Raw genomic sequence first — 26,565 nt, 5'->3', positions numbered from 1 at the left:
GGGTCACTTTCGACACTCCGCAGCGACCGCACCGGAAGCAACGACCTGTGGTTTTCCGTCCGAAACCGTCGACGTCGCGCGAGCGGGCGTCTGGGCGGAGCGCATGCGCCTCCTCAGTACCATCGATGGAACCCATCTCGGTACAGTGCATGAAACCAATCGCCCATGAATGGCACTGCACGCGGGGCCAACCCAGCTGCCTCCCAGGCTCCCTGGGCCACGCGTGCAATCCGAACGAGAGAAGGTTGCCGACACCGTGTGCGGACTGCTCGGATTCCTGACAGCTGATACGGCGACGACCGAGGTGGTCGATCAGGTGTACGACGCGCTGCACTGCCAGCGACATCGTGGCCCGGACGAGAAGGGCACCTGGCACGACGATCACATGATCTTCGGCTTCAACCGCCTGTCCATCATCGATATCGAGCACTCGCACCAGCCGCTGCGCTGGGGCCCCGCGGACAACCCGCAGCGCTACGCGATGACCTTCAACGGCGAGATCTACAACTACCTCGAACTGCGCGAGCAGCTGGCCGCCGAGCACGGCGCCGAATTCCCCGATGCCAAGATCTTCGCCACCGACGGTGACGGCGAGGCCATCGTGGCCGCCTTCCATTTCTGGGGCCCCGAGGCCGTGCGCAAGCTGCGCGGCATGTTCGCCTTCGCGATCTGGGACACCGAGACCTCGGAACTGTTCCTCGCGCGCGATCCGTTCGGCATCAAGCCGCTGTTCATCGCGACCGGCCCCGGCGGCACGGCCTTCGCCAGCGAGAAGAAGAGCCTCCTGGAGCTGCTGAGCCCGCTGGAACTGTCCGACGAGCTCGACCCGCGCGCACTCGAGCACTACACCGTGCTGCAGTACGTGCCGGAGCCCGAGTCGCTGCACAAGAACATCCGTCGCCTCGAATCCGGCAACTACGCCACGGTGAAGGTCGGCCAGGAGCCGGTCGTGACCCGCTACTTCCGTCCCGACTTCCGGGTTCGCCCGTTCGTCGCGGGTTCGGAGAAGGCCCGCTACGCCGAGATCGCCGCGGCGCTCGAGGACTCGGTCGCCAAGCACATGCGCGCCGATGTCACCGTCGGTTCGTTCCTGTCGGGCGGCATCGACTCCACCGCGATCGCCGCGCTGGCCATGCGCCACAACCCGAAGCTGATCACCTTCACCACCGGCTTCGAGCGCGAGGGCTACTCCGAGGTCGACGTGGCCGCCGAGAGCGCCGAGCTGATCGGCGCCCGCCACATCGTCAAGGTGGTCTCCCCCGCCGAGTTCGCCGCCGCGATCCCCGAGATCGTCTGGTACCTCGACGATCCGGTCGCCGACCCGGCGCTGGTCCCGCTGTACTTCGTGGCCAAGGAAGCCCGCAAGCACGTCAAGGTCGTGCTTTCCGGCGAGGGCGCCGACGAGCTGTTCGGCGGCTACACGATCTACCGGGAACCGTTGTCGCTCAAGCCTTTCGAGTACCTGCCCGCCGGTGCGCGCAAGCTGCTCGGCAAGCTCGGTGACAAGATCCCCGACGGCAAGCGCGGCAAGTCGCTGCTGCAGCGCGGCTCGCTGCGCCTCGAAGACCGCTACTACGGCAATGCCCGCAGCTTCAACGACGCCCAGCTGCGCGCGGTCCTGCGCGACTTCCGCCCCGAGTGGACCCACCAGGACGTCACCGCGCCGATCTACGCCCAGTCCGCGGGCTGGGACCCGGTCGCGCGCATGCAGCACCTGGACCTGTTCACCTGGCTGCGCGGCGACATCCTGGTCAAGGCCGACAAGATGACCATGGCCAACTCCCTCGAACTGCGCGTGCCGTTCCTGGACAACGAGGTCATGCGCGTCGCCGAGGGCATCCCCTTCGACCAGAAGATCACCAAGGAGACCTCGAAGTACGCGCTGCGCCAGGCCCTGGACGGCATCGTCCCCGACCACGTCCTCAACCGCGCCAAGCTCGGCTTCCCGGTCCCGTTGCGCCACTGGCTGCGCGGCACCGAACTCTACGACTGGGCCGAAACCCAGATCGCCGAGTCCCAGACCGACCACCTGCTGCACAAGCCGGCCATCCTCCAGATGCTCCGCGACCACAAAGCAGGCGTCTCGGACCACAGCCGCCGCCTCTGGACCGTCCTGGTCTTCATGGTCTGGCACGGCATTTTCGTCGAAGACCGCATCAAGCCGGAGATCCAGGAACCGACTTACCCGGTCTCGCTGTAAAACCCACAGAAACGCCCCCTGGATCGAAAGAAGATCCAGGGGGCGTCCGTGTTCCGTACGTCAGAGCAGGACGGCCAGTTCGTCGGCGGCGTCGGTGCCGTAGGCCTTGGTCAGGCGCTCGAGGGCGTCTTCGGTGTTGAGGGTCCATTCCTGGGTGCCGGTGGTTTCCAGGATGAGTACGGCGATCAGGGAGCCGAGCTGGGCGGCGCGTTCCAGGCTCAGGCCCGCGCGGTGGGCGGTGAGGAAGCCGGCGCGGAAACCGTCGCCGACGCCGGTCGGGTCGACCTTCGATACCTCTGGCACCACGCCGACGCGGACCTCGGTGCCGTCGGCATCGACGACGAGCACACCTTCGGAGCCAAGTGTGGTGACCCGGATGCCGACCTTGGCGGTGATGTCGGCTTCGCTCAGGCCGGTCTTCTGCTGCAGCAGCGCCCACTCGTACTTGTTGGTGAACAGGTAGGCGGCCCCGTCGACCAGCTCGGCCGCCTGCTCACCGTCGAGGCGGGCCAGCTGCTGGGACGGGTCGGCGGCGTAGGCGATGCCCTGTGCCTTGGCCTGACGGGTGTGCGCGACCATTGCCTCGGGATCGTTCGCGCCGACCAGCACCAGGTCGATATCGTGCGCGGCGGCGATCGCGGCGATGTCGATATCGCGCGCCTCGCTCATCGCACCGGGATAGAACGACGCGATCTGCGCCATCGTCTCATCGGTGGTGCACACGAACCGGGCGGTATGCGACGTCGCGGAGACATGCACCGCGGAGCAATCGACGCCGCTGGCCTCCAGCCACTGGCGGTACTCGGCGAAATCGGCCCCGACGGCACCGACGAGCACCGGACGCTGCTTCAGCAGACCCATCGCATAGGCGATATTGCCCGCCACTCCGCCACGGCGGATCTGCAGATCGTCGACGAGGAAGCTCAAGGACACATGATCGAGTTGATCGGCGAGCAGCGCATCGGCGAACCGGCCGGGGAAGCGCATGAGGTGGTCGGTGGCGATGGATGCGGACACGGCAACAGACACGAGGCAGGGCCCCTTCGACGCTAGAGGTAGGAAAACAGAAAGTCCGGGATCACCCGATCCCGGACTTCAACGTTAGCAAGCGCTACCGCCTGTGGTTCACCTGTTCGCTACCTCGCCACGCAACCACAATGTTCCCGGGCGTGCCCAGGAAGGCGAGGTTACGGCGCCGCTAACCCGCGGCGCCGAACATCAGTTGAACGAATCGCCGCAGGCGCAAGAACCGGTGGCGTTCGGGTTGTCGATGGTGAAGCCCTGCTTCTCGATGGTGTCGACGAAGTCGATCGAGGCGCCGTCGATGTACGGGGCGCTCATGCGGTCGACGGCCAGCTTCACACCGGAGAAGTCGACGACGATGTCGCCGTCGAGGATGCGATCGTCGAAGAACAGCTGGTAGCGCAGACCAGCACAGCCACCGGGCTGCACGGCGATCCGCAGGGCCAGATCGTCACGACCCTCCTGGTCGAGCAGCGCCTTCGCCTTGATGGCGGCAGCGTCGGTCAGCGTCGCACCGTGGGTCTCGGTGGCGGTCTCGTTCTGCACAGTCATGGACACTCCTAGTTCGACTCAGCCCGTCAACGGACCTCAGGTGCACAGCGCACGACTGATTCCAACGCTGTCGCAGCAACTGCTATTCCTATTTTGCCACCCTCGGCGCAGCCAGTAGACGCCACCTGGGTGCTTGCGCCCACACTACGCCCTGTTACGGCGTGATCTGCGTCGCAGACCAGCCGGTATGAGACCGGCCCCACCGCTGAGCGGACCGCATTTCCCGATGGTCGGCATCATCGAATAGCCTGGTGAACGTGAAATTGTTCCGTCGCGACGAGTCCAGCACCATCGACGAGTCCGTCGACCCGTCGGTGTCCGGCTCCGAACAGGCCGCCGCCACCGCTTCGACCACCCCCGGCAAAGGCAAGCCGACGCCGAAAAGGCGTGAGGCAGAAGGCAAACGGCGCGGCCCGGTCGCGCCCGCCCCGCTGACCGCCAAGGAAGCCCGCGCCCGCCGCAAGGCCGTCAAGGGCACCAAACAGGATCGCAAGGCCGCCGCTGCCGACCGCCGCGCCGCCGTGCAGGACCGCCGCGCCCGCATGCTGGCCGGCGAGGACAAGTACCTGCTGCCCCGCGATCAGGGCCCGCTCCGCGCCTACGTGCGCGACCTGGTGGACGCGCGCCGCAACCTGGTCGGCCTGTTCATGCCGATGGCACTGGTGCTGATCCTGTCGATGTTCGTGGCCCCCGGCCTGCAGACGATCGTCACGCTGGCCATGCTGGTGATGATGGTCTTCATGATCATCGAGGGCTTCGTCCTCGGCAAGATCGTGAACAACCGGGTGATCGAGCGGTTCCCCGACACCACCGATACCGGCTTCAAGCTCGGCTGGTACGCCTTCGTCCGCGCCTCCCAGATCCGCAAGATGCGCGCCCCGAAGCCGCGAGTCGGCCCCGGCGACGCGGTGTAATTTTGCGGCTGGCGCCGCGAGTTTTCGGCCTCGTAACCCCGGATCCGAGGGGCGATACTCCGGCTTCGCCGTTACGTCTCGCCCCTCGGATCCGGGGCGGCCGAAAACGTGGTGGTCGGATCGGGAGTCCGTAGGTGGTTGCGGAAGGCTCGGCGATTCGCTCGTGAGGGTGGTCGCTCTCACCATTCACGTTCAGTGGTGACTAGGGCGGATGTAACCGGCGTAGCCGGCGATGGCTTTGAGTTCGGTGTCCATGCGCTGGGCGTCGCGGTCGATGATTCCGGTGGAGCCGGCGGTGCCGCGGCCGATCAGTACGGCGAGTCCGATGATGACGGTGATGACGATCAGAAAAGTAAGCATGGCAGTAATTTTGCGCTCGATGATTTTCAGCCAAAAGTGGCAGCCCTGTCATTGTGCGTAAAGATTCAGCCAGCTACGATGAGTCATGCTCTCGACGGTTGCCGTAGTACTCAACGACCGGCTCGCCATGTTCGAATTCGGTGTGGTCTGTGAGGTTTTCGGCCTCGACCGCACCGCCGACGGCCTGCCCGGCTTCGACTTCCGGGTCTGCGGCGCCGAGCCAGGCAAGCCATTGCGCTCCACCACCCCCGGCATCTCCGTCACCCCCGACTTCGGCCTCGACCAGCTCGCCGACGCCGACCTGGTCGCCATCCCGGCCTCCCCGATCGGCCGATACGACGATCGAGTGCTCGAGGCGGTGCGCGACGCCGCCGACGCGGGCGCGACGGTGCTCACCGTCTGCTCGGGTGCCTTCCTGGCCGGCGCGGCGGGCCTGCTCGACAACCGCAAGTGCACCACCCACTGGCGCTATGTCGACCAACTCGCCGCGATGTTCCCCGAGGCCACCGTCGACCCCGACGTCCTGTTCGTCGACGAGGGCAACCTGATCACGAGCGCGGGCACCGCCGCGGGCATCGACGCCTGCCTGCACCTGGTCCGCCGCGAGATCGGCACCGCCGCCGCCAACGGCATCGCCCGCCGGATGGTCGTCCCCCCGCAACGCGACGGCGGCCAGCGCCAGTTCATCGAGCAGCCGGTCCCGGAGTGCAGCTCCGCCGGCCTGTCCACCACCCTGGCCTGGCTCACCGAGAACCTCGCCCACCCGCACACCGTCGACGAACTCGCGGCCCGCTCGAGCATGTCCACCCGCACATTCGCCCGCCGCTTCGCCGCCGAAACCGGCACCACGCCCGTCAAATGGCTCACCACCCAGCGCGTCCTGTTCGCCAAGCACCTGCTCGAAACCACCGACATCGCCTTGGAACGGATCGCCGACGAGTCCGGCTTCGGCTCCGGTGCGCTACTACGTCACCACTTCCAGCGCCAGGTCGGCATCGCCCCCACCGAATACCGCCGCCGCTTCGGCGGCGCCTGAGTCAGCTGCTCGCGCGCAAGCCGAGGCCGATCGCGCCAGCGATGAGGTGGATGCGGTTGCGCATGGCTACCTCTCGAGATTGCACTCTTCTTTTCACATCGCGAAAACCATTGGTGAACAGCACAGTTCCCCACGTGCCGGGTTGTAGAGTGTCCGCGTCAGCTTGACTGGGCCATCCGCTGCTGGTCAGCTGACTGCGTGTTCTACACGCGGGGACGTTCTGGCTGGTTGAAAAAAGCTCTCACGGTGGTCGCTACGGCGACCGTCCTGTCGATCGGGGTGAGTCCGGCCGACGCGGCACCGGTATCACGCACGCCCGCAGGCGGTTTCGAGGAACTGATCGTGCCGTCCAGCATGGGCCCGATCAAGGTCCAGGTGCAGTGGGCAGCGCGAGGCGGCAGCGCCGCGCTGTACCTGCTCGACGGCCTGCGCGCCCCCGCGGACCACAGCCAGTGGACCACCGACACCGACGCGCTGCGTCAATTCGCCGGTGACAACGTCACTTTGGTGTTCCCGGTCGGCGGGCACTCCAGTTTCTACACCGACTGGTACCGGCCGAGCAGCACCAACGGTCAGAAGTCGACCTACAAATGGGAAACGTTCCTCACTCGCGAACTCCCCGATTTCCTTGCAGGGTACGGGGTTTCGCGCACGAACAACGCCATCATCGGCGCGTCCATGGGCGGTAACGCCGCACTGACCCTCGCGGCCCACCACCGCGACCAGTTCCGCTTCGCCGGCTCGTTCTCCGGTTTCGTCAACCCGACCTACCCGATGTGGAACGAAGCCATGCGCGTCGCCATGCGCGACGAGGGCAATTTCAACGTCGACGACATGTGGGGCCCGGCGAGCGACCCCGCGTGGGCCCGCAACGACGCCACCAACCAGCTCGAACGGCTGCGCGGCCTGCCCCTCTACGTCACCACCGGCAACGGCATCCCCGGCGCCGCCGACGTCCCCTTCGGCATCGGCAACACCCTCAACGCGATGAGCCTCGAGGCGATGACCGTGGTCGCGGCCGGTATTTTCCGCGACCGCGCCACCGCCCTCGGCGTCTCTGCGCGCGTCGACGTCGTCAACGGCACCCACACCTGGCCGTACTGGCAGCAGGCCCTGACGAACGCGCGCCCGATGGTGCTGGACGCGCTCGGCGTGCGCTGAGCGGACACTCCTCCATGGCCGATTCGACCACGAAACCATGTGCCCAGCGTGGTGATCTCCGCGCGGTGATTGCTACCGTGCGGGCATGCCAGCGCCGACCCGCACCCTAGTTCTCGGCGGCGCGCGCTCGGGCAAGTCGGCCTTCGCCGAGAACCTGCTGACCGACGCGCCGACCGTTCGCTACCTGGCGACCGCCGTCCACGATCCCGCCGATCACGACTTCGCCGACCGGATCGCCCTCCACCGCGACCGACGCCCCGCGCACTGGACGACCGTCGAGAACACCGAGCCCGCAACGGTTCTCGCCACCGCGTCGGCTGCGACGCTGCTCGACGACATCGGTACCTGGCTCACCGCGCGCCTCGACACGCGCAACGCGTGGGACGCACCGCGCGGCACCGTCGCCCCCGATTGCGCCGCGCTCGTCGAGGCCGTCGACGCCTACCGGGAGCGGTTGGTGATCGTGTCGCCCGAGGTGGGGATGGGGATCATCCCGGCAACCCGGTCGGGACGGCTGTTCCGTGACGAGATCGGCACGCTGAATCAGCAACTCGCGCGGGTGTGCGACGAGGCGTATCTCATCGTGGCCGGGCTGCCACTTCGATTGAAATGAGGCGGGTCGGTCGGCGCCGCGCGCGGTGATCCGGGCAAGATGAGTGCCGAACACCCGACTTTCGAAAGGCTCGCCAGTGACTCACGGATTCGACCCGGTCGTGGCCCCGGACGCACAGGTGCGCGTGGCGGCCGAGCAGCGTCAGACGCAGCTCACGAAGCCGGCCGGATCGCTGGGGCGGCTCGAGGAACTCGGCAACTGGGTCGCGGCCTGCCAGGGCACGTGCCCACCCGAACAGTTCGAACGGGCCCGCGTGGTGGTGTTCGCGGGCGATCACGGTGTGGCCAAGCACGGCGTCTCGGCGTACCCGAGTGAGGTCACCGCCCAGATGGTCGCCAATTTCCTGGCCGGCGGCGCTGCCGTGAACGCACTCGCCGCGGTGGCGGGCGCGACCGTGCGAGTCGTCGATATCTCCGTCGACGGAGATACCGATCCGTCGGTTTCCCAGCACAAGGTGCGCCGCTCGAGCGGTTCGATCGACCGCGAGGACGCCCTCTCCGACGCCGAGGTCACCGCCGCACTCGCCGCGGGCCGGGCGATCGCCGACGAGGAGATCGACTCCGGCGCCGACCTGCTGATCGCGGGTGACATGGGCATCGGCAACACCACCCCCGCCACCGTTCTCATCGCCATCCTCACCGGCACCGAACCTGTTTCCGCCGTTGGCCGCGGCACCGGCGTCGACGACCAGGGCTGGATCCGCAAGGTCGCCGCCATCCGCGACGGCATGCGCCGCGCCCGGCCCGTCGCCACCGACCCCGTCGACCTGCTGCGGGTCGCCGCGGGCGCCGACTTCGCCGCCATGACCGGTTTCCTCGCCCAGGCCGCCGTCCGCCGCACCCCCGTCCTGCTCGACGGCGTCGTGGTCACCGCCGCCGCCCTGGTCGCCGAAGACCTCGCCGCGGGCGCGAAAGCCTGGTGGCTCCCCGCCCACCGCTCCACCGAACCGGCCCACGACCTGGCCTTGAAGCACCTGCGCCTGACCCCGCTGATCGACCTCGAGATGCGCCTCGGCGAAGGCTCCGGCGCGCTGATCGCCCTGCCGATCCTGCGCGCCGCCGTCGCCACCCTCGCCGAGATGTCGACCTTCGCCGACGCGGGCGTGAGCACCGCCGCCGCGGAATCGGACACCGTCGACCTGGCCAAGTGAACACGTCGCGTTCCGTCGCCGAGTCGCCCGCTCGGATTCACCACCCGGACGCCGCGGCGACCTCGTCATGAACGCCATGAGACTGGCCGTCTCCTGGCTCACGGTCATCCCCGTGCCGGGACCAGCGAAGGTAGACCGTGGCATCGCAGGCCACGCGATCACTCTCGCCCCCCTCATCGGCCTCGCTCTCGGGGCGGTAGTCGCGGGCGCTTCCTGGCTGCTGATCAGCGCCGGATCGACCCCCCTCCTCGCCGGCCTGCTCACCGTCGGGCTCCTCGCGCTACTCACCCGCGGGATGCACCTCGACGGCCTGGCCGACACCGTCGACGGGCTCGGTAGCTACGGCCCGCCGCAGCGCGCCCGCGAGATCATGAAGTCCGGCGGGGCGGGCCCATTCGGGGTCGCTGCCCTCATTTTCGCCATCGCCATCCAATCGGTGGCCTTCGCGGCGCTGGCCGAACAGCACCGCTGGCTCGCGATCGTCCTCGCCGTCGCCATGGGCCGAGTCGCCGTCGTCCTGGCTTGCCGCACCGGCATCCGCGCCGCCCCCGACGCCGGTTTCGGCGCGTTGGTCGCAGGCACCCAGCCGCGTGCTGTCGCGCTGATCTGGCCGGCGCTCGCGGTCGTCACCGCCGCCGCGGCCATCCCAGACAACCTCTGGCTCGGCCCGGTTGTCGTGCTCGCCGCCCTCGCGCTGACCGTCGCGATCACCCGCCATTGCGTCCGCCGTTTCGAGGGTCTTTCCGGCGATATTCTCGGAACAGTCGTCGAAATCACGGTTTCGTTTGGCGCAGTGGGGTTCTCGCTGGCGTTATAGCCGAACGACCGGTCACAGCAAACTCGGACTGGTCACAAGTCCAAGATATCGGGAATTGTGCGCTCCCACAGACCGTCCGGTCATCGGTACTCGGGTGCGCCCCCAGCACACCGGTGGCAATAAGGTGGAGCACATGTCATCCGAGCGCCTCTACTTCCGCCAGCTGCTGTCCGGCCGGGATTACGCCGTCGGCGATCCGATCGCGACACAGATGCGCAATTTCGCGTACCTGATCGGCGATCGGGAGACCGGCGAGACCCTGCTGGTCGACCCCGCCTATCAGGCGGCCGACCTGGTCGACGTCGCGGCAGCCGACGGCATGCGCGTATCCGGCGTGCTGGCCACCCATCACCATCCCGACCACGTCGGCGGCACCATGCTCGGTTTCACCCTCGGCGGCGTGGCCGAACTGCTCGAGAAGACCAGCGTCCCCGTACACGTCAACAAGCTCGAACTCGACTGGGTAGCCCAGACCACCGGCATCGCCCCCAGCGAACTGACCGGCCACGACCACGGCGACAAGGTCACCGTCGGCGCCTTCGACATCGAGTTACTCCACACCCCCGGCCACACCCCGGGCAGCCAGTGCTTCCTGTTCGACGGCCGCCTGATCTCCGGCGACACCCTCTTCATCGACGGCTGCGGCCGCACCGACTTCCCCGGCGGCGACTCCGACGAAATGTTCCGCAGCCTCCGCCAACTAGCCGCCCTCGACGGCAACCCCGTCGTCTACCCCGGCCACTGGTACTCCGAAGCCCCAAGCAGCGCACTGGCTTCCCTCCGCAACACCAACTACGTCCTACGCCCGAAGTCCCTCGCCGAATGGCAAGCCCTGATGCCGGGATAACACCCCCGAAAAACCCCAGATCCGCCATGACCGCACTCCCAGCCCCCCACCCGCGACCCATAGGGAGCGGCGGCCACGAAGTGGCCGGTCGCGGCCGGGTCGCCGGTTAGGCGCCGGGGCGTAGGCGACGAAGGAGCAAGCCCCGGTGCCTAACCGGCGGCCCCTCGGGGCCGCGACTCGAGCGCGCCAGCGCTCCAACAAACACAGCCAGCGCCTCTAGGACTACTCAAACCCCAGAGCACTGCCAAACCCGTCCCCGCCTACAGAGCCCGCATCCACCCGTGCGTATCAGCAAAAGTACCCCGCTGAATCCCGGTCAACGTATCCCGCAGCGCCATCGTCACCTCACCGGGTTCCCCACCGCCGATAGCGAATTCACCCTCAGCGGACTTCACCCAGCCGACCGGCGTGATCACCGCAGCCGTCCCACACGCGAAAACCTCACTGATCTCCCCGGTTTCGGCACCCTTGCGCCATTCCTCCACCGAGATCTTGCGTTCCTCCACCGGGTAGCCGGAGTCGGCAGCCAGCGTGAGCAACGAGTCGCGAGTGATACCGGGCAGCAGCGAACCCGACAGTTCCGGCGTCACCAGTCGCGCCGCCGAGCCGGTACCGAACACGAAGAACAGGTTGTTGGTGCCCATCTCCTCGACATAGCGACGCTCACAGGCATCCAGCCAGACAACCTGGTCACAGCCTTCGTCGGTAGCCTGCGCCTGCGCGAGCAGCGACGACGCGTAGTTGCCCGCCACCTTCGCCTCGCCGGTGCCACCGGGCGCCGCGCGGACGTATTCGTTCGACAACCACACCCGCACCGGCTTCACCCCACGCGGGAAGTATGCCCCGGCGGGCGACCCGAGCAGCAGGTACTTGTACGCCGAAGCAGGCTTCACGCCGAGCCCAGCCTCGGTGGAGAACATGAACGGCCGCAGGTACAGCGAATCCTCGCCACCGGCCGCGGGCACCCAGTCCGCGTCGACATCGAGCAGCTGGCGCACGGATTCGACGAACAGCTCCTCGGGCAGCTCCGCCATCGCCATGCGCGCGGCCGAGCGACGGAACCGCGCGGCGTTGGCATCGATGCGGAAGGTCGCGATCTCGCCGTTCGGCTGACGGTAGGCCTTGAGCCCTTCGAAGATCGCCTGACCGTAGTGGAACACCATGGTCGCCGGGTCCATCGAGAGCGGGCCGTATGGTTCGACGCGTGCGTTACCCCACTGGCCGTCGGCGTAGTCGATCGACACCATGTGATCGGTGAAGAACCGCCCGAAACCCGGGGCCGCCAGTACCTGGTCCCGCTGCTGCGCCGGAGTGGGCGCGGGGTGCGGAATACGGGTGAACTGTGCGGCGACTGTCATGATGCGATCCTATCCGGGCCGGTTTCTGGTACTGAAACTACTTGGTTTTGGTGTCGACGAACGGCGGCTTGACGACCTTCGCGCGCAGCTTGCGCCCGCGCACGTCGACCTCCACCTCGTCGCCGGGTTCCAGCTTCGCGTCGGTGTCGAGCAGCGCCAGCGCGATGCCGACCTTGAGCGACGGTGAGAACGTCCCCGAGGTGGTCTCGCCGACCGGCGCGCCGTCCCGCAGCACGGTCTGGCCCTGCCGCAGCACGCCACGATCCAGCGCCTCCAGCCCCATCAGCGTACGGCGCGGGCCGTCGGCCTTCTCCTGCGCGAGCGCGGCCTTACCCCAGAATTCCGGCTTCTGCCAGCCCACCGCCCAGCCGGTGCGGGCCTGGTTCGGGGTGATGTCGAGGGACAGTTCGTGCCCGTGCAGGGGATAGCCCATCTCGGTGCGCAGGGTGTCGCGCGCGCCGAGTCCGGCCGCCTGGCCGCCCGCCGCCTCGACCTGCGCGATCAGCGCACGGAACACCGGCTTCGCGTCCGCCCATTTCGGCAGCAGCTCGTAGCCGTGCTCGCCGGTGTAGCCGGTCCGGCACACGCGCACCGGGCGACCCTCCCACTCGGCGTCGGCGTAGGCCATGTACTCCATCTCGGTGGGCAGGCCGAGCGCCGTCAGCACCTCGGTGGCCTTGGGACCCTGCACCGCGAACACCGCGTAGTCACGATGCTGGTCGGTCACGGTGATGCCCGTGGGCGCCACCTTCCGCAGCTCCGCGACCACCGCCGCGGTGTTCGCCGCGTTCGGCACCAGGAACAGCTCGTCGTCGCTGACGTAGTAGGCGATCAGGTCGTCGATCACGCCGCCGTCTTCGGCGCAGCACAGCGTGTACTGGGCCTTACCCGGCCGGATCCGGCCGAGGTCGTTGGTGAGCGCCGAGTTCACGAACGCCGCGGCGCCCGGCCCGGCGACCGTCGCTTTGCCGAGGTGGCTCACGTCGAACAGCCCGACGGTGGTGCGCACCGCGGTGTGCTCGCCGACCGTGCCGCCGTACTGCACGGGCATCTCCCACCCGCCGAACGGAGCGAAGGTGGCTCCGAGCTCGACATGAACAGCGTGGATGGGGCCCTCGAGCAGCGCGTCGTCGGTCATGGGCAGAGCTTATCGGGCCGTCGCCGCGCCGCGCGAAGCCCCCGATCACCGCCCGGAGCCCCAGCAATTGGGGGCCGCGCTCGATGCCCGGCGAGTGCAAGGATCTGCCGGTATGAACACACGAAAGCTCGGCGCCGCCATTGTGCTCGCCACCGCGGCAATGCTGCTCGGCAGTCCCACGGCCCTCGCCGATACCGGCAGCGCCGACCCCTTGGCATTCCTCGGCCCCTCCGGTTCGGGCGGCGGAATCAACCTCGGCTGCATTCTCGAGTCGCTCTCGGGCGGACCGGCCACCGCCGACTGCAATCCGGTCCAGATCCCGACGCCATAGTCCGCGACCCGGCATCGTGCGGCCTGCGTTCCAGCGGGCGGCCGATCGGGCACAGCGCCACCCCTGCCGACGAGGGGTGTACGGGTGGCGCGGTCCGCATCGAAAGAGACTGACGGACAACGACGGTAGGGTTCTCTGTGTGAGTGAGCTACCCCGCGCCCGATTCGGTCACGTCGCCACGATGGACGACACGATGAGCCGAGCGGTGTCCCGGATCCCGGAATCGGCGGTCGATCGCGGGATGCTGCATCTGACCCGGTCGGCCAATACCGGCGGTCTGTGGCTGGCCGTCGCGGCGGCGCTCGCGCTGCAGCCGGGCCCGCCACGGCGGGCCGCGCTGCGCGGTGTGATCGCGCTCGGCGGCAGCAGTTTCCTGGTGAACCTCGTGCTCAAGACGCTGATCCCGCGCCGCAGGCCACCGGCCGAACTGATGCCGCTCGGCCGCAGGCTGGTCGCCGCACCGGTGTCGTCGTCCTTCCCGTCCGGCCACAGCGCCAATGCCGCCGCCTTCGCCACGGCCATCGCCCTGGAGAGCCCGCGCACCGCACTCGCGGTGGCGCCGGTGGCCGCCGCCGTCGCCTATTCGCGCATCCACACCGGCGCGCACTGGCCGTCCGATGTCCTGGTCGGCGCCGGCGTCGGCACCGCTGTCGCCCTCACTACCCGACGCTGGTGGCCGATCCGCGAATCCGACGAGGCCGACGCGCACGTGGTGCACGGCGCCCCGATCCTCGCCGACGGCAAAGGCCTTGTGCTGCTGGTGAATCCGCGCTCGGGCGATTCTTCCTACGACCCCACTGCCGACATCGCCGAAGCTCTGCCCGCGGCCACCCTGGTACGCACCGAACCCGGCCGTGACGCCGCCGAGCTGCTGCAAGAAGCCGTTGACGCCGGGGCCAACCCGACCGAGGAGCTCGGTGTCGCGGACCGCGCGACAGGCAGCGCCGGCGCGGCCCGTTCGGCGAATGCCCGCACCTCGGTCCTCGCCGTCGGCGCGGCAGGCGGCGACGGCACGATCGCCGCGGCCGCGGCCGTCGCGATCCGCAGCAAGTTGCCCCTGGTCGTCATCCCGGCCGGCACCCTGAACCACTTCGCTCGCGACCTCGGTGTCTACGACCTGCGCGAAGTGGCCGATGCCACCGGCGCGGGCGAGGCTGTCGAAGTCGACATCGCCGCAGTCGAATTCGAGACCTCCGACGGCCCGCACACCCACCACCTGATCAACACCGCCAGCATCGGCGCCTATCCCGAGCTGGTGCGCCTGCGCGAGCAGTGGGAGGACCGCTGGGGTAAGTGGCCCGCGTTCGCCGCGGCCCTCGTCGTGACGCTGCGCCGCGCCGAACCGATCCACATCCGCATCGACGACCGCTGGCACGACATGTGGTTCCTGTTCATCGGCAACGGCCCCTACCACCCGCACGGCGCTGTGCCCGCCTTCCGCTCCCGCCTCGACGAGGGCCTGCTCGACGTGCGCTGGCTGCGTGCCGACGTCCGTTTCTCCCGCACTCGCGCCGTCATCGCGCTGATGCTCGCCGCTATCGGCCACAGCCGCGTCTACGGGGAACGCCAGATGCACGAACTCACCGTCACGTCGAAAACCCCCGTCGCCGTGGCCGCCGACGGCGAGGTAGTAGGCATCGCCACCACTTTCCGCTTCGGCGTAGCGGGCCGGGTCCCGGTCTATCGCCGCGACGAAGACAACCCCCGCTGGGAAAACCGCCCCCGCCCGCACCACCGCCGCCCGCTGGCCTGGCTCACCGACCGCCGTCGCTGACCGCGACCGGCAGTAGCATCACCTCGCGTGTCACCCAGCGTCAGACCCAAGTTCGCCGCGCAACGCAATGCTCGGTGGTCCACTTTTCGCCACGAACGGGCGGTGCTGGCAGTCGTGCACAACGTCACCGCCGCGACGCGACTGTTCGACACGCTGCCGATCCTCGCCGAGGACCCCCGGCTGCGTATCGCCTTCACCTGCACCGGATCATCGGCCTTCGATCGCGGCACGGTGGAATTCCTCGAACAGCGTGGCGTGTTCTGCATCAGCTGGCGGGACGCTCGGCGGTTCTCTTTCGATTTGGCACTTTCCGCGAGTTATGGCGGAAAGCTCCACGAAATAGAAGCTCCGCTCTTTGTCGTCCCCCATGGAATGGGATACAATAAATATCTGAACAAAGAAACAAAGAAACAAAGAAACAAAGAAACAAAGAAACAATTCGGTATTCGGTTTGTCGGCGGAGTGGCTCACGCGTGACGGCGCACTCGTCCCCACCGCGATCGTCCTGTCGCACATCGAGCAGCGCAACCGCCTGATCAGCGCCCTCCCCGCCGCGGCGTCGAACATCATCGTCGCCGGCGACATCTGCTTCGACCAACTCTCGGCGAGCCTGCCGTTGCGCGCGAGTTATCGACGCGCGTACGGTCTGCCCAGCCATCGCAAACTGGTAGTGATCTCGTCCACTTGGGGCGAGAGTTCACTCCTGGAAAAGCACCCCGACTTGCCGCGAAGAATCGCCGAGTCCCTCCCGGTCGACGAATTTCGCATCGTGCTCGCCCCGCACCCGAATATCGTCGCCGAGCATTCCTCCTGGCAATTCGGTAGATACCAGGCCGCGGCGACACGGGCCGGTGTCCACGTGCTCGACGACGTCGACGAATGGAAGGCCGCCGTGCTCGCCGCCGATCTTGTCGTCGGTGATCACGGCTCGGTGCCGTTCTACGCCACCGCGATCGGCATCGCGCCCCTCCTCGCGACGGTAGCCGACCACACCGTCGACCCCGGCTCGCCGATCGCCGGATTCCTCGCCGCCGCACCGGCATTGGAGCATGACGGCGACCTCGCACAGCAAATTCGCACAGCGATAGCCGCGCACACGGCGGACCGCTACACCGCGATCACCGACCTGACCACCTCCCGACCCGATGCGAGCGCGTCGATCCTGCGCACCGTGATGTACGAGGCGATGGGGCTATCCGAGCCGACGATCCCCGCCGAATTGTGCGCGGTCTCGCTGCCGACGGCGCCCTTATCCGACACCGAATCACATCTGGTACAGGTGAATTCGCCCCGGCGTGGTGCCGCCGACGTCGTGCGCTACCCCGCCGAGCGCCTGCGCACCGGGACGGATCTCCCCCGCGGCGCGCATCTCGCGGTGAGTGTCGTCGAGCCCAGCCACCGCTGGCTTCGCCTGGCCGACATCATGATCGGGCTGCCCGGAGCGAACACCGCGGGCTGGATCGCCGACACACTGCTCGGGCTTCCCGGCTGCCGTCTCGCGACGGCGCCGGACGAATCCGGTGGGTGGCTGCTCGGCGACGGAAGCACGCTCCTCTCGGTCACCGGCTCCGACGAAGTCTGCCGGGTGTTCGCGTCCGTCGCTCAGCGCCGGATCAGCGGCGGCGACGCACTGGCGGATCTGAGCGGCGAGTGGAAGATCAACTGCGGCGGCGTCGAGCACACGGTGCACGTATCAGAGGTTCCGCGGCCGGATAGCTCGTCGGGTGCATGATCCGCGGGGCCAGCACTGCGGCGACTACTGACCGGACGCCTCATCGAGCAGTACCCGGGCCCGCTGCGCCGACGAGGTGAGCCCGAGCCGGTCGTAGGCGGCCACTGCCCGCTCGAGGTGCGCACGAGCCGGGACCGATTCCCCGCGACGCAGGGCGATTCCGGCCAGCGCGACCGCGATCTCGGCCTGATCGAACCCCCGCCCGCGGGCCACCATCATCGACAGCGCCAGTTCCAATTCTGTTGCCGCGGCGTCGAGTTCGCCGAGCTCGGCCAGCTTTCGCCCGCGCCAGTACTTCACCTTGGCCTCGTTGTCGGCCTCGTCCGCGGGCTCCGCGGCGAAGCCAGGCCCGGCGATGTCGAGCAGCGCCAGCGCGGCCTGCGGTGACTCGGCTTTCGCCAGATGGAAGGTGGCCAGCAGGATCCGGCGCCGATCCGCGATCTGCTCCGCGAGCTCGGCATTGCGACGCAACAGATCTCGAGCCTCGGTAACTCGTCCCTGCTCGAGCCGGACCAGTCCGAGTCCTTCCACCGCACTGGCTTCCAGATCCGGCCTCGGCACTTCCTGGGCCCCCGCGGCGAATTCGGCGGCGGCGAGCTCGAGATCGCCCGCCCACACGTGGCCGAAACCGAGCTGGGTGTGCAGCAGACTCACCACATCCGGTCTCCCTGCCCGCGCCGCCGCGGCCAAGCCCCACCGGTGCAGAACGCGCAGGTCGTCGAGGATTTTCTCCTTCTCGTAGAACGCCCACAGCAGCACCGCCCACCGCTGCGGAAAGTGCTGATCGCCGTGGTCCTCGAGAAATTCCGCCGCGGCGAGAATCGCGTTGCGTTCGCGCCACAACCACGCCCGCGCTCGGTCGGCACTGTCGAATTGCGCACTGGCCGCGCCACTTTCCCCCAGTAGCAGGCCGCGCCACGGCCGGGCGGGCGCGATGAGGGTGTCGGCGGCGAGGATCTGGCGGTCGTAGAACTCGACGAGCCGATATTCGTCGGCAAGGCGGTCGGGCGCCGCGCGATCGTCGACCTCGGCCGCGTGCCGGCGCACCAGTTCGCGAACCCGGTATCGCCGATCGGATTGCGGCTCGACCAAGTACATGTCGGTGAGCTCGATCAACAGTTCGGCCACCACGGGTTCCGGCAGGTCGAGCACCGCTGCCAAGGAGACGGCACTGACACTGCCACCGTGCGCGCGCAGACCGAGCGCGCGGTAGCACCGGCGGGTCGGCTCCGGCAGTGATCGATAGGCAGCGCCGTACACCCGCTCCAACGACAGGGCGGTGCGTCTGCGCGTCTCGTCACGCAGCCGGTCGACGGTGTCTGCCAGCGGTCGATCGATCCGATGACTCGCGGCGCGGCACACCATCGTGGCGACGATCCGAAGTGCCTGCGGCAGCCGGTCACACAGCGCGATCAGTGCGGTCACCGCGTCGGGTTCGGCGGCGCACCGTGCCGAATCAGCGATCGATTCGAGCAATTGCCGCGCGGCGATCTCGTCCATTCGCTCGACCACGAACAGTTCCATTCCCGTCGCGTCGACCGGCGCAGCGGGACGTGCTTCGGTCACCACCACCAGCGACGATCCCTCGCCCGGCAGCAAGGCCCTGACCTGCTGCTCGGTGACCACCCCGTCCAGGAACACCACCATCGACCGATTCCGGGTCAGCGCACGGTAGCGCGCCTCGCGCGCACCACGCCGGGTGGGAATGTCGTCTGCCGACTCACCGAGTCCGCGCAACGCGAGGCCGAGTACGTCGTCGGGGTGGTCGGGCTGTTCGGTCCCGCCGAAAGCCAGGTAGAGCTCGCCGTCCGCGTAGTACTGGCGCATCCGGTGGGCCAGTTCGATACCGAACGCGGTCTTCCCGATGCCGGGTTCGCCCGCCAGTACCACCGTCCGATTCCCCGGACCGCCCGCGAGCACCGACTCGGTCACCGTCGCCATCAGTCGTTCATGGTTGACGAAGGGGCGAACACGTTCCGGCAGTACGAAATTCGACATTCTCTCCCACCCCCAGCGACGTGTCTGGATAGTACAGTGCGAATCGATGAGAATACGCGCCGTCCTCCTGGCCATCGGTGTCATCGCCGGTGCGGCCGTACTCCTGTACCTGATCTACCGGTTACCGAACCTGCTTGCCGAGGACAGGTTCCGCGAACTGGGACCCAAGGACCGCCTCGACGCCACCGCCGCGCTGCGCACCCAGTTCGCCGCGTTGATCGGGACCCCGATCGCCCTGGTAGCGCTGCTCTATACGGCCCGAAAGTTCCTGCTGGACAGAGACAAACAGGACATCGATCGATTCAGTACCGCCGTCGCCCATCTCGCGGCCGACGACCCGGTCACCCGATCCGGCGGCATCTTCGCGCTCCAGCGGCTCATGGAGGACGCCCCACGCGAACGAGAACGCGGCCGTCGACTACTGGCCCGCTATCTCCAGCAGCGGACCGCGAACGGTGAATTCACCAGCGCTCCAGGCGATCTGGTCGATGCCGTGGCTGTGCTGCGCAGTCAGCTCACCAGCCGTCACCGCACGCTCGGCCTCGACCTGACGGCCGTTCGACTCCCCGCCGCCGACTTCGGTGACGCTCGGCTCCCCGGAGCACTGCTGTCCCGGGCCGACCTGACCGGAGCGCGACTCCGCGGCGGCGACCTACGCGAGGCCGACCTGTCCGCGGCCAATCTCACCGGCGCGGACCTGCGCGACTGCGACCTCACCGGGGCGTCACTGCGCGGCGCCCGCCTCAACGACGCCCAGCTGTCCGGCGCACGGCTCGCGGGCGCCGACGTGACCGGCGCGGTCTTCACCGGCGCCGATCTACCCGCGGCCGCACGCCGCGGTCTAGCTGCCGGCGAGGCGATCGGGCTCGGGTCCTCCCCCGCGGACACGCAGACCCCGGCCGCCGCGCTACCCGACGCGTGACCTGAGCAACACCCGGCGGCTGCTTCTTCACAAACGCGTCTCACCTCGATCACCATCGCCCACAACAGCCTTGCGCCGCGAGCGATGGGTACCGAGGATGGACAGATGAGCTCGCCGGACGGGGGACGTCCGATCACCGCAACCGAAGCTGCCCGCCGCTGGGACCCGTGGACCCCGAGTGTGGTGGCCGCCCGTCTCGCGACCTGTCGCGCACCGTGGGCTGTCGCGGGCGGTTGGGCCCTCGATCTGTTCGCTGGCGCGATCTCGCGGGCGCACGATGACATCGAAATCACCGTCCCCCGAACAGATTTCCCCCAGATCGCCGATGCCTTCCCCGAATACGAATGGGACGTCGTCGGCGACGGCAAGCTCTGGCCGTACTCCCGAGCTGCGAATCACCCAGAACTCCACCAGACCTGGCTGCGTGATCCCTTCACCGGCGCCTTCCATCTCGACGTCTTCCGCGAGCCGCACGACGGCGATACCTGGATCTGTCGCCGCGACCCCACGATCACCCTCCCCTACACCGAACTCATCCGCACCACGGCCAACGGCATCCCCTATCTGATTCCCGAGGTCGTCCTGCTGTTCAAGGCAAAAGCCAACCGTCCCAAGGACGAGGCCGACTTCCGCCGCATCGTCGCGCTGCTTCCGGCGCACCGACTTGCCCGCCTGAACTCGTGGCTGACCCAGCTCCATCCGGGCCACCCGTGGTCGACCGAGATCTGCGTGCCCGCGATCGGCTCACCACCGACGGAATAGCTCGCCTCCACCGATGAGCCGAACTCACCCAGCCATCCGACACCAATCCCCGCGATAGTCGGCCCAATCCTGCGGTGTCGCAGCGAAATCCACATACAACGCCACGCCGAAGTTCGCCCGGCCCACCGCGGTTTCGGTCAGCCCGAGCCGAATCCCCCGCACCGCGGCGGCCACCGTCTCGGCGGCACCGTGATGACCCGGATCGTCGGCCCAGAACGCGGGCGCCCCCATCAGCAGGTCGACGTCGTCCGGCGTCACCTCGGCGGCCAGTTCGGTCTGCTGCGCCACATACCCGCTGTACAGCGCCCGTGTCGGCATCGCGGTGTCATAGGACATCACCGCCACCTGATCGACTCGACGAGCCACCTCGGCGAAATAGGCCTGACTCCACCACTTTCCGTGATCGGCGATCGCCAACCCCACCGAATGCAAACCCGGCAGCGGATCGATCACCGGTGCCGACACCGACAACGGGACGCGCGCCGCCGAGGTCACCGCACGGGTGGCGTCGAGCAGCGCGAGAAATCCCGGCGACCCCGATCGAATCGGTTCGAGGTCGTAGTGCACCCCGTCGAACCCATAGGCCAGCACCCGCCGCGCCGACGCCACCACTCGCTCGCGCGAGGCCGCCGATTCCACATCCAGCCCGTCGAATTCGGGCTGCACGATGTCACCCAGCCACGACTGCACCCGGATCCCCGGCAATCGCGCGTGCACCGCGTCGACGAACCATTGCGCGCGCGGCGCCAGCTCGTCGCGCAGACTCCCGTCGTGCTCCAGCGGCCCCGTGTGCACATACAGATCCCGCACCCCGGTACCCGCCAGCAACCGCGCCAACCCGTCGATATCGGCATCGGTCTTACGCCCGTCCACCCAGGCATGCCCGAGCCACACCGCGTCCTTACCCCTGGTCCGCGCCTGTTCAGACTGCTCGCCGACGTTGTACACCAGCAACGCCGTGACCACTCCGGCCACCGGCAGCGACACCACGACAACCAGCGCGAGCGCGATCACCGCACCCCGCCTCCACCACGACCACGCCCGCCATTTCCCCCGCATGAATCCCCCTTGTTCGAAGAATCCCGATCCTACCGGCAGGTACCGACAAGCTGATTTCCGGCAAATCGCCCACCCATGAAACACTGTGCGCCGCTAGATGATTGATCGGAGAACAATGAAATACGTCCTCACCCTCGGTTCCGCTGCCGTCGCGGTCTTCGCGATGGCGATCGCGACCCCCGCCGTAGCAGGAGCGCAGTCATCGGACTGCCACGACTCCTACTCCCCCTGCCTACCCATCGTCAGTGACGTCGACTGCGAGGGCGGCAGCGGCAACGGGCCGGTCTACACCGGCCGGGTACGGGTGATCGGACCCGACGACTACGGCCTCGACCGCGACGGGGACGGCATCGGCTGCGAGTGAACAGCGCGAAGGGCGTGCGATGAACGACATCGCACGCCCTTCGTGGTCAACGCTCAGCGATTACCTTCGGGCCCCCAGCCCTGATCGCCGGGCTTGCCCAGATCGGGACCGTCGGGGTTGCCCGGGCCGCCCTGACCGGGGGAACCCGGCCCGCCGTAGCCCTGTCCACCTTCGGGACCGCCATAGCCGGGCCCACCGTAACCGGGCCCACCGTAACCGGGTCCGCCGTAGCCCTGTCCGCCTTCCGGGCCGCCGTAACCCGGCTGGCCGTATCCCGGCTGACCGTATCCCGGCTGACCGCCGTAGCCCGGCTGACCACCGAATCCCTCTGCGGGCCCGCCGTATTGCTGCGGGTACCCCGGATCAGCGACGGGTGCGGCCCCGACCACCGGTCCACCGACGATCACCCGGTAGGCGTAGGTGGAGGCGATGACCGACACCGGGATCGTCACCAGCAGTCCGAGCCCGCACAGCAGCGCACCGACGATATTGATGCCGAACAGCGCCAGTGCCAGCAACAGCAACGGCCCGGCATTACTCGAAATCGCCGAGAAACTCGACTTGATCGCGGTGATCGCGTCCTGATCGCGGTCGAGCACGAAGTTCATCGTGAACCAGGTGAAGAAGGCGATGATGATGCCCGGCAGAATGCACAACACGAAGCCGATGCCGGTGGCGATACCCACCAGGAAGCACGCCAGAATGACCGCTCCCACATTGGTGAACTTGAAGAAGTCACCGAATCCTGGTTTGCGACCGTCGGCTTCGTGAAGGGAGCCGCGCACGAGTGCCGCCGAGATCAGATACCCGATCACGGTGCTCACCACACTGCCGATGAATCCCCAGAGGCTGAACCCGAAGCTCAGCGCACCGTCGGCGTCGGTGTCGACGGAGCCCGACGATCCGAATACGAAACTGATCGCCACCTGGATGATCGCGGCGATCAGGATGATGCCGACCCACACCACCGCGTTGTTCTTGAATTTTTCCCAGCCGTAGCCGAGGGCGTCACCGACGCCGAGTTGCGGTCCCGGAGCGGGATATCCGGGTTGCTGCTGTCCATACGTCATTCGAATCGCGTCCCCTCATCGTCTGCGGCGACCGGGGCCGCCGTCGTGAGTTATTTCGATCCGACGTCACTGCGCACACGCCGACACTGCCGATCATGGCATATCGACAGTGCGGCGGACGGAGTACGAAACAGTTACCCGCCGATGGTGTCGCGCTTCGGGAGTTTCCACCCCGGGCGTGGAAAATGGCAGGTGTAGCCATCGGGGTAGCGAATCAGATAATCCTGGTGCTCGGGCTCGGCATCCCAGAACGTGCTCGCCGGGGTCACCTCGGTGACGACCTTGCCCGGCCACAGCCCGGAGGCGTCCACATCGGCGATGGTGTCGAGCGCGATGCGGCGCTGATCGTCGTCGAGATAGAAGATCGCCGAACGATAACTGTCACCGAGATCGTTGCCCTGGCGATCCTTGGTGGTCGGATCGTGGATCTGGAACAGGAACTCGAGCAGCGCGCGGTAGTCGGTCTGCGCCGGGTCGTATTCGATCTCGACGGCCTCGGCGTGGCCCGGATGATTCCGGTAGGTCGGGTTGTCGTTGGTCCCGCCGGTGTACCCGACCCTGGTGGCCAGCACGCCCGGCTGACGACGGATCAGATCCTGCATACCCCAGAAGCATCCACCGGCCAGAATCGCCTTACGAGTGTCGCTCACACGTCCTCCTTCATGAGGGCTCAACGGTCGCACAAATCGGCCACAACCGCCTCTATGGAACACCGGATTCAGCGCCGGAATTCCCGTCAGTATTGTTGCCGCCCGAGCGTTACCTCAGCAATGTCCACATGCACTTTCATGTCCGGCTAGCAGCAGGAGGAACACGGCGCGATGCCACGGTTTGTCATTACCCAGTGTTTGGCGATCGGATTGGCGGCAACAGCTCTGGTCGGGTCGGCGGTGGGCGGCGCGTGGGCGCACCCCGGCGCCGACGACACGATCGCGCAGGACGCGGCGCCCTGCGAAGAAGTACGACAGGCACGACAGAACGACCGGGGCATCCGCGCGGCCACCCCGGCGGCTGCGGGTCAGATCGACGCGGTGCTGATCACCGCGACGAACCGCACCCCGATCGCGGGCGGGAAAGTCGTCCTCACCGGCATCGACGCGTGCGGCGACAACATCCACCGGCACATGTCCACCGGCGCGAACGGCCAGGTGAGTTTTCGCGGACTGCAACCCGGCCGCTACCAGCTCACCGCCTACCGCAACGACTCGGCGACGAAGTCGGTGACCAAGGCCGATGTCGATCTGTCGACACCGTCGCTCAAAACGATCCAGTTCACCGTGGATTCGGCCGACTGATCCGCCTCGGGCCGGGCGTCACCGCCCGGCCCGAAACCTGTTGACCCCCAGCGCGGCCGCGTGTCGCGTGATAGAACTCACCCCAGAGTGAAGAGGGGTGGTTTCCGTATGGAACCGACAGCCGAACAGCGAGCCGCGCTGGGCATGATCTGCGATACGTTTCTCCCTGGCGACGGGCTCGACCTGCCCGCCGCGACCGAGATCGGCGCGGTCGATACGATCTTCCGGATCCTGGGCCGCAATCCACGCGAGGCCGAACAGAAACAGCTGGCGATGCTGTTGGGGCTGTGGGATTCTCGCGCGTTCGGCCTGCTCACCGGCAGCGGCCTGCGCCGGTTCTCCACGCTCTCGCAGGAGCAGCGCGAAGCCGCCCTGCTCCGCCTCGGCGATTCGGGCCTCACCCCCGTGCGGGCGATCTTCCAGGCACTCAAGCAGGCGTCACTACTCGCCTACAACGTGAGCCCCGGTCCCACCGGAACGAATCCGCTGTGGACGACGATCGGCTACCCGGCGCCGGCCGGCCGTCTCGAGACCGCCCCGAAGCCGCCGCTGTCGCCGCTGCGGTTCACCGAATCCACGGCGCTCGACTGCGATGTCGTGGTGGTCGGCTCCGGCGCCGGTGGTGGCGCGGCGGCGGCGGTGCTGGCCGAAGCAGGCCTCGACGTGATCGTGCTCGAACGCGGGAACTATTACGACGACCAGGATTTCGGCGGCGGCGAACTCGACGCGCTGACCAGCCTGTACGCACCCGGCCCCGCGGCATCGGCGGAGGGCCAGATCACCCTCGTCGCCGGTACCTGCCTCGGCGGCGGCACGGTGGTGAACTGGAGCACCTCGCTGCCGACCCCCGACCCGGTTCGCGCCGAATGGGCCGAGACCGGCGTGCCGCAGTTCGCCGAGGACGAGTTCAGCGACGCGCTGGCCGCGGTCGGGAAACGGATCGGCGTCACCGACGGAAAATCGCCGCTGTCGGCGCGCGACGGCATTCTCGAACGCGGCGCGCGGGCGCTGGGCTGGGATGTGGACACCCTGCCGCGCAATGTCAGCGACGCCTGCGATGCCGGGGTGGAGTGCGGGCGATGCGGTTACGGCTGCCGTCTCGGCGCCAAGCAGTCGGCGACCAAGACCTGGCTCGCCGACGCGGCCGAGCACGGCGCCCGCCTGGTGGTCGACGCCGACGTTCGCGCGATCACCGTGAAATCCGGTCGCGCCGAATCGGTTTCGGCCGTCACGGCCGACGGAGTGGAGATCACGGTGCGCGCCAAAGCGGTCGTGGTCGCCGCGGGCGCGATCCAGACGCCGGCGCTGTTGCGCCGATCCGGCCTGCGGAACAAGAACATCGGACAGCATCTGCGCCTGCATCCCGCCGCGGCGGTCTTCGGTGTGTTCGAAGACGAGATCCGGCCATGGGAAGGCGCGTTGCAGGGGCGCATCAGCAGGCACCACGCCGATCTCGACGGTAACGGCTACGGCGTGATCTACGAGACCGGCCCGATCCACCCCGGCCTGGCCACCGGCTTCATGAGCTGGCGCGGCGCGGCGCAACATCGCGCCACCATGCTCGATTTCGCCCGCACGAACTCGATCGGCATCATCACCCGCGACCGCGACCCCGGCAGCGTCTCGATCGACAAGTCCGGCGAACCGGTGGTGAAATACCAGCTGTCGGCCTACGACGCCGCGCACCTGCACACCGGCATCGTCGGCGCCGCCTCCATCCTGGAAGCCGCGGGCGCGCAACGGATCTACTCCGGGCACCAGGCGGGCATCTCCTTCGAACCCGGCACCCGCGGCTCGCTCGCCGAATTCGACGCGGCAGCCAAGAAGGCGGGCTACGGCCCCGGCCACTGCTCGCTGGGCGCCCTGCACATCATGGGCTCGGCCCGCATGGGCGGCTCGGCGGACGTCTCGGCCACCGATCCCGACGGCGCCACCTGGGACGTCCCCAACATCGTGGTCGCCGACGGCTCCACGTTCCCCACCGCGCCGGGTGTCAACCCGATGGTCACCATCGAGGCCATCGGCTATATGAACGCGAAACGACTCGCGGCCCGGCTGAGTTGAGACCGATGTCGTCGGCGCACCCGGA

26 protein-coding genes are annotated in these 26,565 nt (G+C 68.0%); 17 read left to right on the top strand and 9 right to left on the bottom strand.

The window, feature by feature from the left end:
• The first annotated feature begins 256 nt into the window (after window positions 1–256).
• Complete coding sequence (asnB, locus tag ACWZHB_RS04330; RefSeq protein ID WP_427909073.1) at window positions 257–2,200, top strand: asparagine synthase (glutamine-hydrolyzing); 1,944 nt, start codon at window positions 257–259, stop codon at window positions 2,198–2,200.
• A 60-nt stretch (window positions 2,201–2,260) separates the two neighbouring features.
• On the opposite strand, the gene ACWZHB_RS04325 is transcribed toward asnB, so the two are convergent.
• Entirely contained in the window at window positions 2,261–3,187 is a 927-nt protein-coding gene (locus tag ACWZHB_RS04325) for a carbohydrate kinase family protein (protein ID WP_427909072.1), read from the bottom strand.
• 231 nt (window positions 3,188–3,418) lie between these two features.
• Window positions 3,419–3,775, bottom strand: coding sequence for a HesB/IscA family protein (locus tag ACWZHB_RS04320; protein ID WP_266299384.1), 357 nt, complete (start codon window positions 3,773–3,775; stop codon window positions 3,419–3,421).
• Between the two features lie 257 nt (window positions 3,776–4,032).
• Here ACWZHB_RS04320 and ACWZHB_RS04315 point away from each other — a divergent pair, with 257 nt between their 5' ends.
• Window positions 4,033–4,689 carry a DUF3043 domain-containing protein gene (locus tag ACWZHB_RS04315; RefSeq protein ID WP_427906633.1) on the top strand — a complete coding sequence of 219 codons (657 nt, stop codon included), beginning with the start codon at window positions 4,033–4,035 and terminating at the stop codon, window positions 4,687–4,689.
• 192 nt (window positions 4,690–4,881) lie between these two features.
• Here the strand turns inward: ACWZHB_RS04315 and ACWZHB_RS04310 are convergent, their stop codons facing one another.
• The gene (locus ACWZHB_RS04310) at window positions 4,882–5,049 is read right to left on the bottom strand and encodes a hypothetical protein (RefSeq protein WP_427906632.1); all 168 of its coding nucleotides are present in this window, start codon (window positions 5,047–5,049) and stop codon (window positions 4,882–4,884) included.
• 85 nt (window positions 5,050–5,134) lie between these two features.
• On the opposite strand from ACWZHB_RS04310, the gene ACWZHB_RS04305 reads away from it, so the two are divergent.
• From ACWZHB_RS04305 to ACWZHB_RS04280, 6 genes are all read left to right on the top strand, one after another.
• Window positions 5,135–6,085, top strand: coding sequence for a helix-turn-helix domain-containing protein (locus ACWZHB_RS04305; RefSeq protein WP_427906631.1), 951 nt, complete (start codon window positions 5,135–5,137; stop codon window positions 6,083–6,085).
• A 246-nt stretch (window positions 6,086–6,331) separates the two neighbouring features.
• Window positions 6,332–7,246 carry an alpha/beta hydrolase gene (locus ACWZHB_RS04300; RefSeq protein WP_427906630.1) on the top strand — a complete coding sequence of 305 codons (915 nt, stop codon included), beginning with the start codon at window positions 6,332–6,334 and terminating at the stop codon, window positions 7,244–7,246.
• An 85-nt stretch (window positions 7,247–7,331) separates the two neighbouring features.
• On the top strand, window positions 7,332–7,859 hold the full coding sequence (gene cobU, locus ACWZHB_RS04295; protein ID WP_427906629.1) for a bifunctional adenosylcobinamide kinase/adenosylcobinamide-phosphate guanylyltransferase: 528 nt from the start codon (window positions 7,332–7,334) through the stop codon (window positions 7,857–7,859).
• A gap of 76 nt (window positions 7,860–7,935) precedes the next feature.
• Window positions 7,936–9,009 (top strand): nicotinate-nucleotide--dimethylbenzimidazole phosphoribosyltransferase, encoded by a 1,074-nt coding sequence (gene cobT / locus ACWZHB_RS04290; RefSeq protein ID WP_427906628.1) that lies wholly within the window; start codon window positions 7,936–7,938, stop codon window positions 9,007–9,009.
• Window positions 9,010–9,076: 67 nt separating this feature from the next.
• Window positions 9,077–9,826, top strand: coding sequence for an adenosylcobinamide-GDP ribazoletransferase (locus ACWZHB_RS04285; RefSeq protein ID WP_427906627.1), 750 nt, complete (start codon window positions 9,077–9,079; stop codon window positions 9,824–9,826).
• A 133-nt stretch (window positions 9,827–9,959) separates the two neighbouring features.
• Window positions 9,960–10,673, top strand: a complete 714-nt coding sequence (locus ACWZHB_RS04280; RefSeq protein WP_427906626.1) for an MBL fold metallo-hydrolase — start codon at window positions 9,960–9,962, stop codon at window positions 10,671–10,673.
• Window positions 10,674–10,933: 260 nt separating this feature from the next.
• Here ACWZHB_RS04280 and ACWZHB_RS04275 read toward each other — a convergent pair whose 3' ends face one another.
• Entirely contained in the window at window positions 10,934–12,031 is a 1,098-nt protein-coding gene (locus tag ACWZHB_RS04275; RefSeq protein ID WP_427906625.1) for a branched-chain amino acid aminotransferase, read from the bottom strand.
• 37 nt (window positions 12,032–12,068) lie between these two features.
• The gene (gene gcvT, locus ACWZHB_RS04270; protein WP_427906624.1) at window positions 12,069–13,169 is read right to left on the bottom strand and encodes a glycine cleavage system aminomethyltransferase GcvT; all 1,101 of its coding nucleotides are present in this window, start codon (window positions 13,167–13,169) and stop codon (window positions 12,069–12,071) included.
• A gap of 112 nt (window positions 13,170–13,281) precedes the next feature.
• Here gcvT and ACWZHB_RS04265 point away from each other — a divergent pair, with 112 nt between their 5' ends.
• The 4 genes from ACWZHB_RS04265 (at window position 13,282) to ACWZHB_RS04250 (ending at window position 17,006) form a co-directional block, all read left to right on the top strand.
• Complete coding sequence (locus tag ACWZHB_RS04265; protein ID WP_427906623.1) at window positions 13,282–13,500, top strand: hypothetical protein; 219 nt, start codon at window positions 13,282–13,284, stop codon at window positions 13,498–13,500.
• A gap of 139 nt (window positions 13,501–13,639) precedes the next feature.
• The gene (locus ACWZHB_RS04260) at window positions 13,640–15,274 is read left to right on the top strand and encodes a bifunctional phosphatase PAP2/diacylglycerol kinase family protein (protein ID WP_427906622.1); all 1,635 of its coding nucleotides are present in this window, start codon (window positions 13,640–13,642) and stop codon (window positions 15,272–15,274) included.
• Window positions 15,275–15,301: 27 nt separating this feature from the next.
• A complete protein-coding gene (locus tag ACWZHB_RS04255) occupies window positions 15,302–15,751 on the top strand; it encodes a hypothetical protein (RefSeq protein WP_427906621.1) in 450 nt (149 codons plus the stop codon).
• Window positions 15,726–17,006 carry a hypothetical protein gene (locus tag ACWZHB_RS04250; RefSeq protein ID WP_427906620.1) on the top strand — a complete coding sequence of 427 codons (1,281 nt, stop codon included), beginning with the start codon at window positions 15,726–15,728 and terminating at the stop codon, window positions 17,004–17,006. The genes ACWZHB_RS04255 and ACWZHB_RS04250 overlap by 26 nt, the downstream gene beginning before the upstream one ends.
• 24 nt (window positions 17,007–17,030) lie before the next feature.
• Here the strand turns inward: ACWZHB_RS04250 and ACWZHB_RS04245 are convergent, their stop codons facing one another.
• The gene (locus ACWZHB_RS04245) at window positions 17,031–19,004 is read right to left on the bottom strand and encodes a hypothetical protein (protein ID WP_427906619.1); all 1,974 of its coding nucleotides are present in this window, start codon (window positions 19,002–19,004) and stop codon (window positions 17,031–17,033) included.
• Between the two features lie 46 nt (window positions 19,005–19,050).
• Here ACWZHB_RS04245 and ACWZHB_RS04240 point away from each other — a divergent pair, with 46 nt between their 5' ends.
• Together ACWZHB_RS04240 and ACWZHB_RS04235 are read left to right on the top strand one after the other, a co-directional pair.
• On the top strand, window positions 19,051–19,926 hold the full coding sequence (locus ACWZHB_RS04240) for a pentapeptide repeat-containing protein (protein WP_427906618.1): 876 nt from the start codon (window positions 19,051–19,053) through the stop codon (window positions 19,924–19,926).
• Window positions 19,927–20,031: 105 nt separating this feature from the next.
• Window positions 20,032–20,688 (top strand): nucleotidyltransferase domain-containing protein, encoded by a 657-nt coding sequence (locus tag ACWZHB_RS04235; RefSeq protein WP_427906617.1) that lies wholly within the window; start codon window positions 20,032–20,034, stop codon window positions 20,686–20,688.
• A 24-nt stretch (window positions 20,689–20,712) separates the two neighbouring features.
• On the opposite strand, the gene ACWZHB_RS04230 is transcribed toward ACWZHB_RS04235, so the two are convergent.
• Entirely contained in the window at window positions 20,713–21,747 is a 1,035-nt protein-coding gene (locus ACWZHB_RS04230) for a glycoside hydrolase family 18 protein (RefSeq protein WP_427906616.1), read from the bottom strand.
• A 115-nt stretch (window positions 21,748–21,862) separates the two neighbouring features.
• Here ACWZHB_RS04230 and ACWZHB_RS04225 point away from each other — a divergent pair, with 115 nt between their 5' ends.
• A complete protein-coding gene (locus tag ACWZHB_RS04225; RefSeq protein ID WP_427906615.1) occupies window positions 21,863–22,111 on the top strand; it encodes a hypothetical protein in 249 nt (82 codons plus the stop codon).
• Window positions 22,112–22,164: 53 nt separating this feature from the next.
• Here the strand turns inward: ACWZHB_RS04225 and ACWZHB_RS04220 are convergent, their stop codons facing one another.
• On the bottom strand, window positions 22,165–23,181 hold the full coding sequence (locus tag ACWZHB_RS04220; protein WP_427906614.1) for a DUF2189 domain-containing protein: 1,017 nt from the start codon (window positions 23,179–23,181) through the stop codon (window positions 22,165–22,167).
• A gap of 134 nt (window positions 23,182–23,315) precedes the next feature.
• Window positions 23,316–23,831: a peptide-methionine (S)-S-oxide reductase MsrA gene (msrA, locus tag ACWZHB_RS04215; RefSeq protein WP_427906613.1), complete on the bottom strand. Its 516-nt coding sequence runs from the start codon at window positions 23,829–23,831 to the stop codon at window positions 23,316–23,318.
• 171 nt (window positions 23,832–24,002) lie between these two features.
• Between msrA and ACWZHB_RS04210 the strand changes: the two genes are divergently transcribed.
• Both ACWZHB_RS04210 and ACWZHB_RS04205 read left to right on the top strand, forming a co-directional pair.
• A complete protein-coding gene (locus ACWZHB_RS04210; protein WP_427906612.1) occupies window positions 24,003–24,476 on the top strand; it encodes a carboxypeptidase-like regulatory domain-containing protein in 474 nt (157 codons plus the stop codon).
• A 108-nt stretch (window positions 24,477–24,584) separates the two neighbouring features.
• Window positions 24,585–26,540 (top strand): GMC family oxidoreductase, encoded by a 1,956-nt coding sequence (locus ACWZHB_RS04205; RefSeq protein WP_427906611.1) that lies wholly within the window; start codon window positions 24,585–24,587, stop codon window positions 26,538–26,540.
• Window positions 26,541–26,565 lie beyond the last annotated feature (25 nt).

The organism is Nocardia sp. FBN12 (assembly GCF_054031145.1).
The sequence above is the reverse complement of the archived record's forward strand: the minus strand, read 5'-3'. Positions and strand labels throughout refer to the sequence as shown.

What these genes read in the sequence shown, in the direction of transcription:
- ACWZHB_RS04325 (WP_427909072.1), bottom strand. Translation starts at nt 3,187, where the DNA reads ATGCGCTTCCCCGGCCGGTTCGCCGATGCGCTGCTCGCCGATCAACTC.
- ACWZHB_RS04320 (WP_266299384.1), bottom strand. Translation starts at nt 3,775, where the DNA reads ATGACTGTGCAGAACGAGACCGCCACCGAGACCCACGGTGCGACGCTG.
- ACWZHB_RS04310 (WP_427906632.1), bottom strand. Translation starts at nt 5,049, where the DNA reads ATGCTTACTTTTCTGATCGTCATCACCGTCATCATCGGACTCGCCGTA.
- ACWZHB_RS04305 (WP_427906631.1), top strand. Translation starts at nt 5,135, where the DNA reads ATGCTCTCGACGGTTGCCGTAGTACTCAACGACCGGCTCGCCATGTTC.
- cobU (WP_427906629.1), top strand. Translation starts at nt 7,332, where the DNA reads ATGCCAGCGCCGACCCGCACCCTAGTTCTCGGCGGCGCGCGCTCGGGC.
- ACWZHB_RS04285 (WP_427906627.1), top strand. Translation starts at nt 9,077, where the DNA reads ATGAACGCCATGAGACTGGCCGTCTCCTGGCTCACGGTCATCCCCGTG.
- ACWZHB_RS04280 (WP_427906626.1), top strand. Translation starts at nt 9,960, where the DNA reads ATGTCATCCGAGCGCCTCTACTTCCGCCAGCTGCTGTCCGGCCGGGAT.
- ACWZHB_RS04275 (WP_427906625.1), bottom strand. Translation starts at nt 12,031, where the DNA reads ATGACAGTCGCCGCACAGTTCACCCGTATTCCGCACCCCGCGCCCACT.
- gcvT (WP_427906624.1), bottom strand. Translation starts at nt 13,169, where the DNA reads ATGACCGACGACGCGCTGCTCGAGGGCCCCATCCACGCTGTTCATGTC.
- ACWZHB_RS04265 (WP_427906623.1), top strand. Translation starts at nt 13,282, where the DNA reads ATGAACACACGAAAGCTCGGCGCCGCCATTGTGCTCGCCACCGCGGCA.
- ACWZHB_RS04245 (WP_427906619.1), bottom strand. Translation starts at nt 19,004, where the DNA reads ATGTCGAATTTCGTACTGCCGGAACGTGTTCGCCCCTTCGTCAACCAT.
- ACWZHB_RS04240 (WP_427906618.1), top strand. Translation starts at nt 19,051, where the DNA reads ATGAGAATACGCGCCGTCCTCCTGGCCATCGGTGTCATCGCCGGTGCG.
- ACWZHB_RS04235 (WP_427906617.1), top strand. Translation starts at nt 20,032, where the DNA reads ATGAGCTCGCCGGACGGGGGACGTCCGATCACCGCAACCGAAGCTGCC.
- ACWZHB_RS04230 (WP_427906616.1), bottom strand. Translation starts at nt 21,747, where the DNA reads ATGCGGGGGAAATGGCGGGCGTGGTCGTGGTGGAGGCGGGGTGCGGTG.
- ACWZHB_RS04225 (WP_427906615.1), top strand. Translation starts at nt 21,863, where the DNA reads ATGAAATACGTCCTCACCCTCGGTTCCGCTGCCGTCGCGGTCTTCGCG.
- ACWZHB_RS04220 (WP_427906614.1), bottom strand. Translation starts at nt 23,181, where the DNA reads ATGACGTATGGACAGCAGCAACCCGGATATCCCGCTCCGGGACCGCAA.
- ACWZHB_RS04210 (WP_427906612.1), top strand. Translation starts at nt 24,003, where the DNA reads ATGCCACGGTTTGTCATTACCCAGTGTTTGGCGATCGGATTGGCGGCA.
- ACWZHB_RS04205 (WP_427906611.1), top strand. Translation starts at nt 24,585, where the DNA reads ATGGAACCGACAGCCGAACAGCGAGCCGCGCTGGGCATGATCTGCGAT.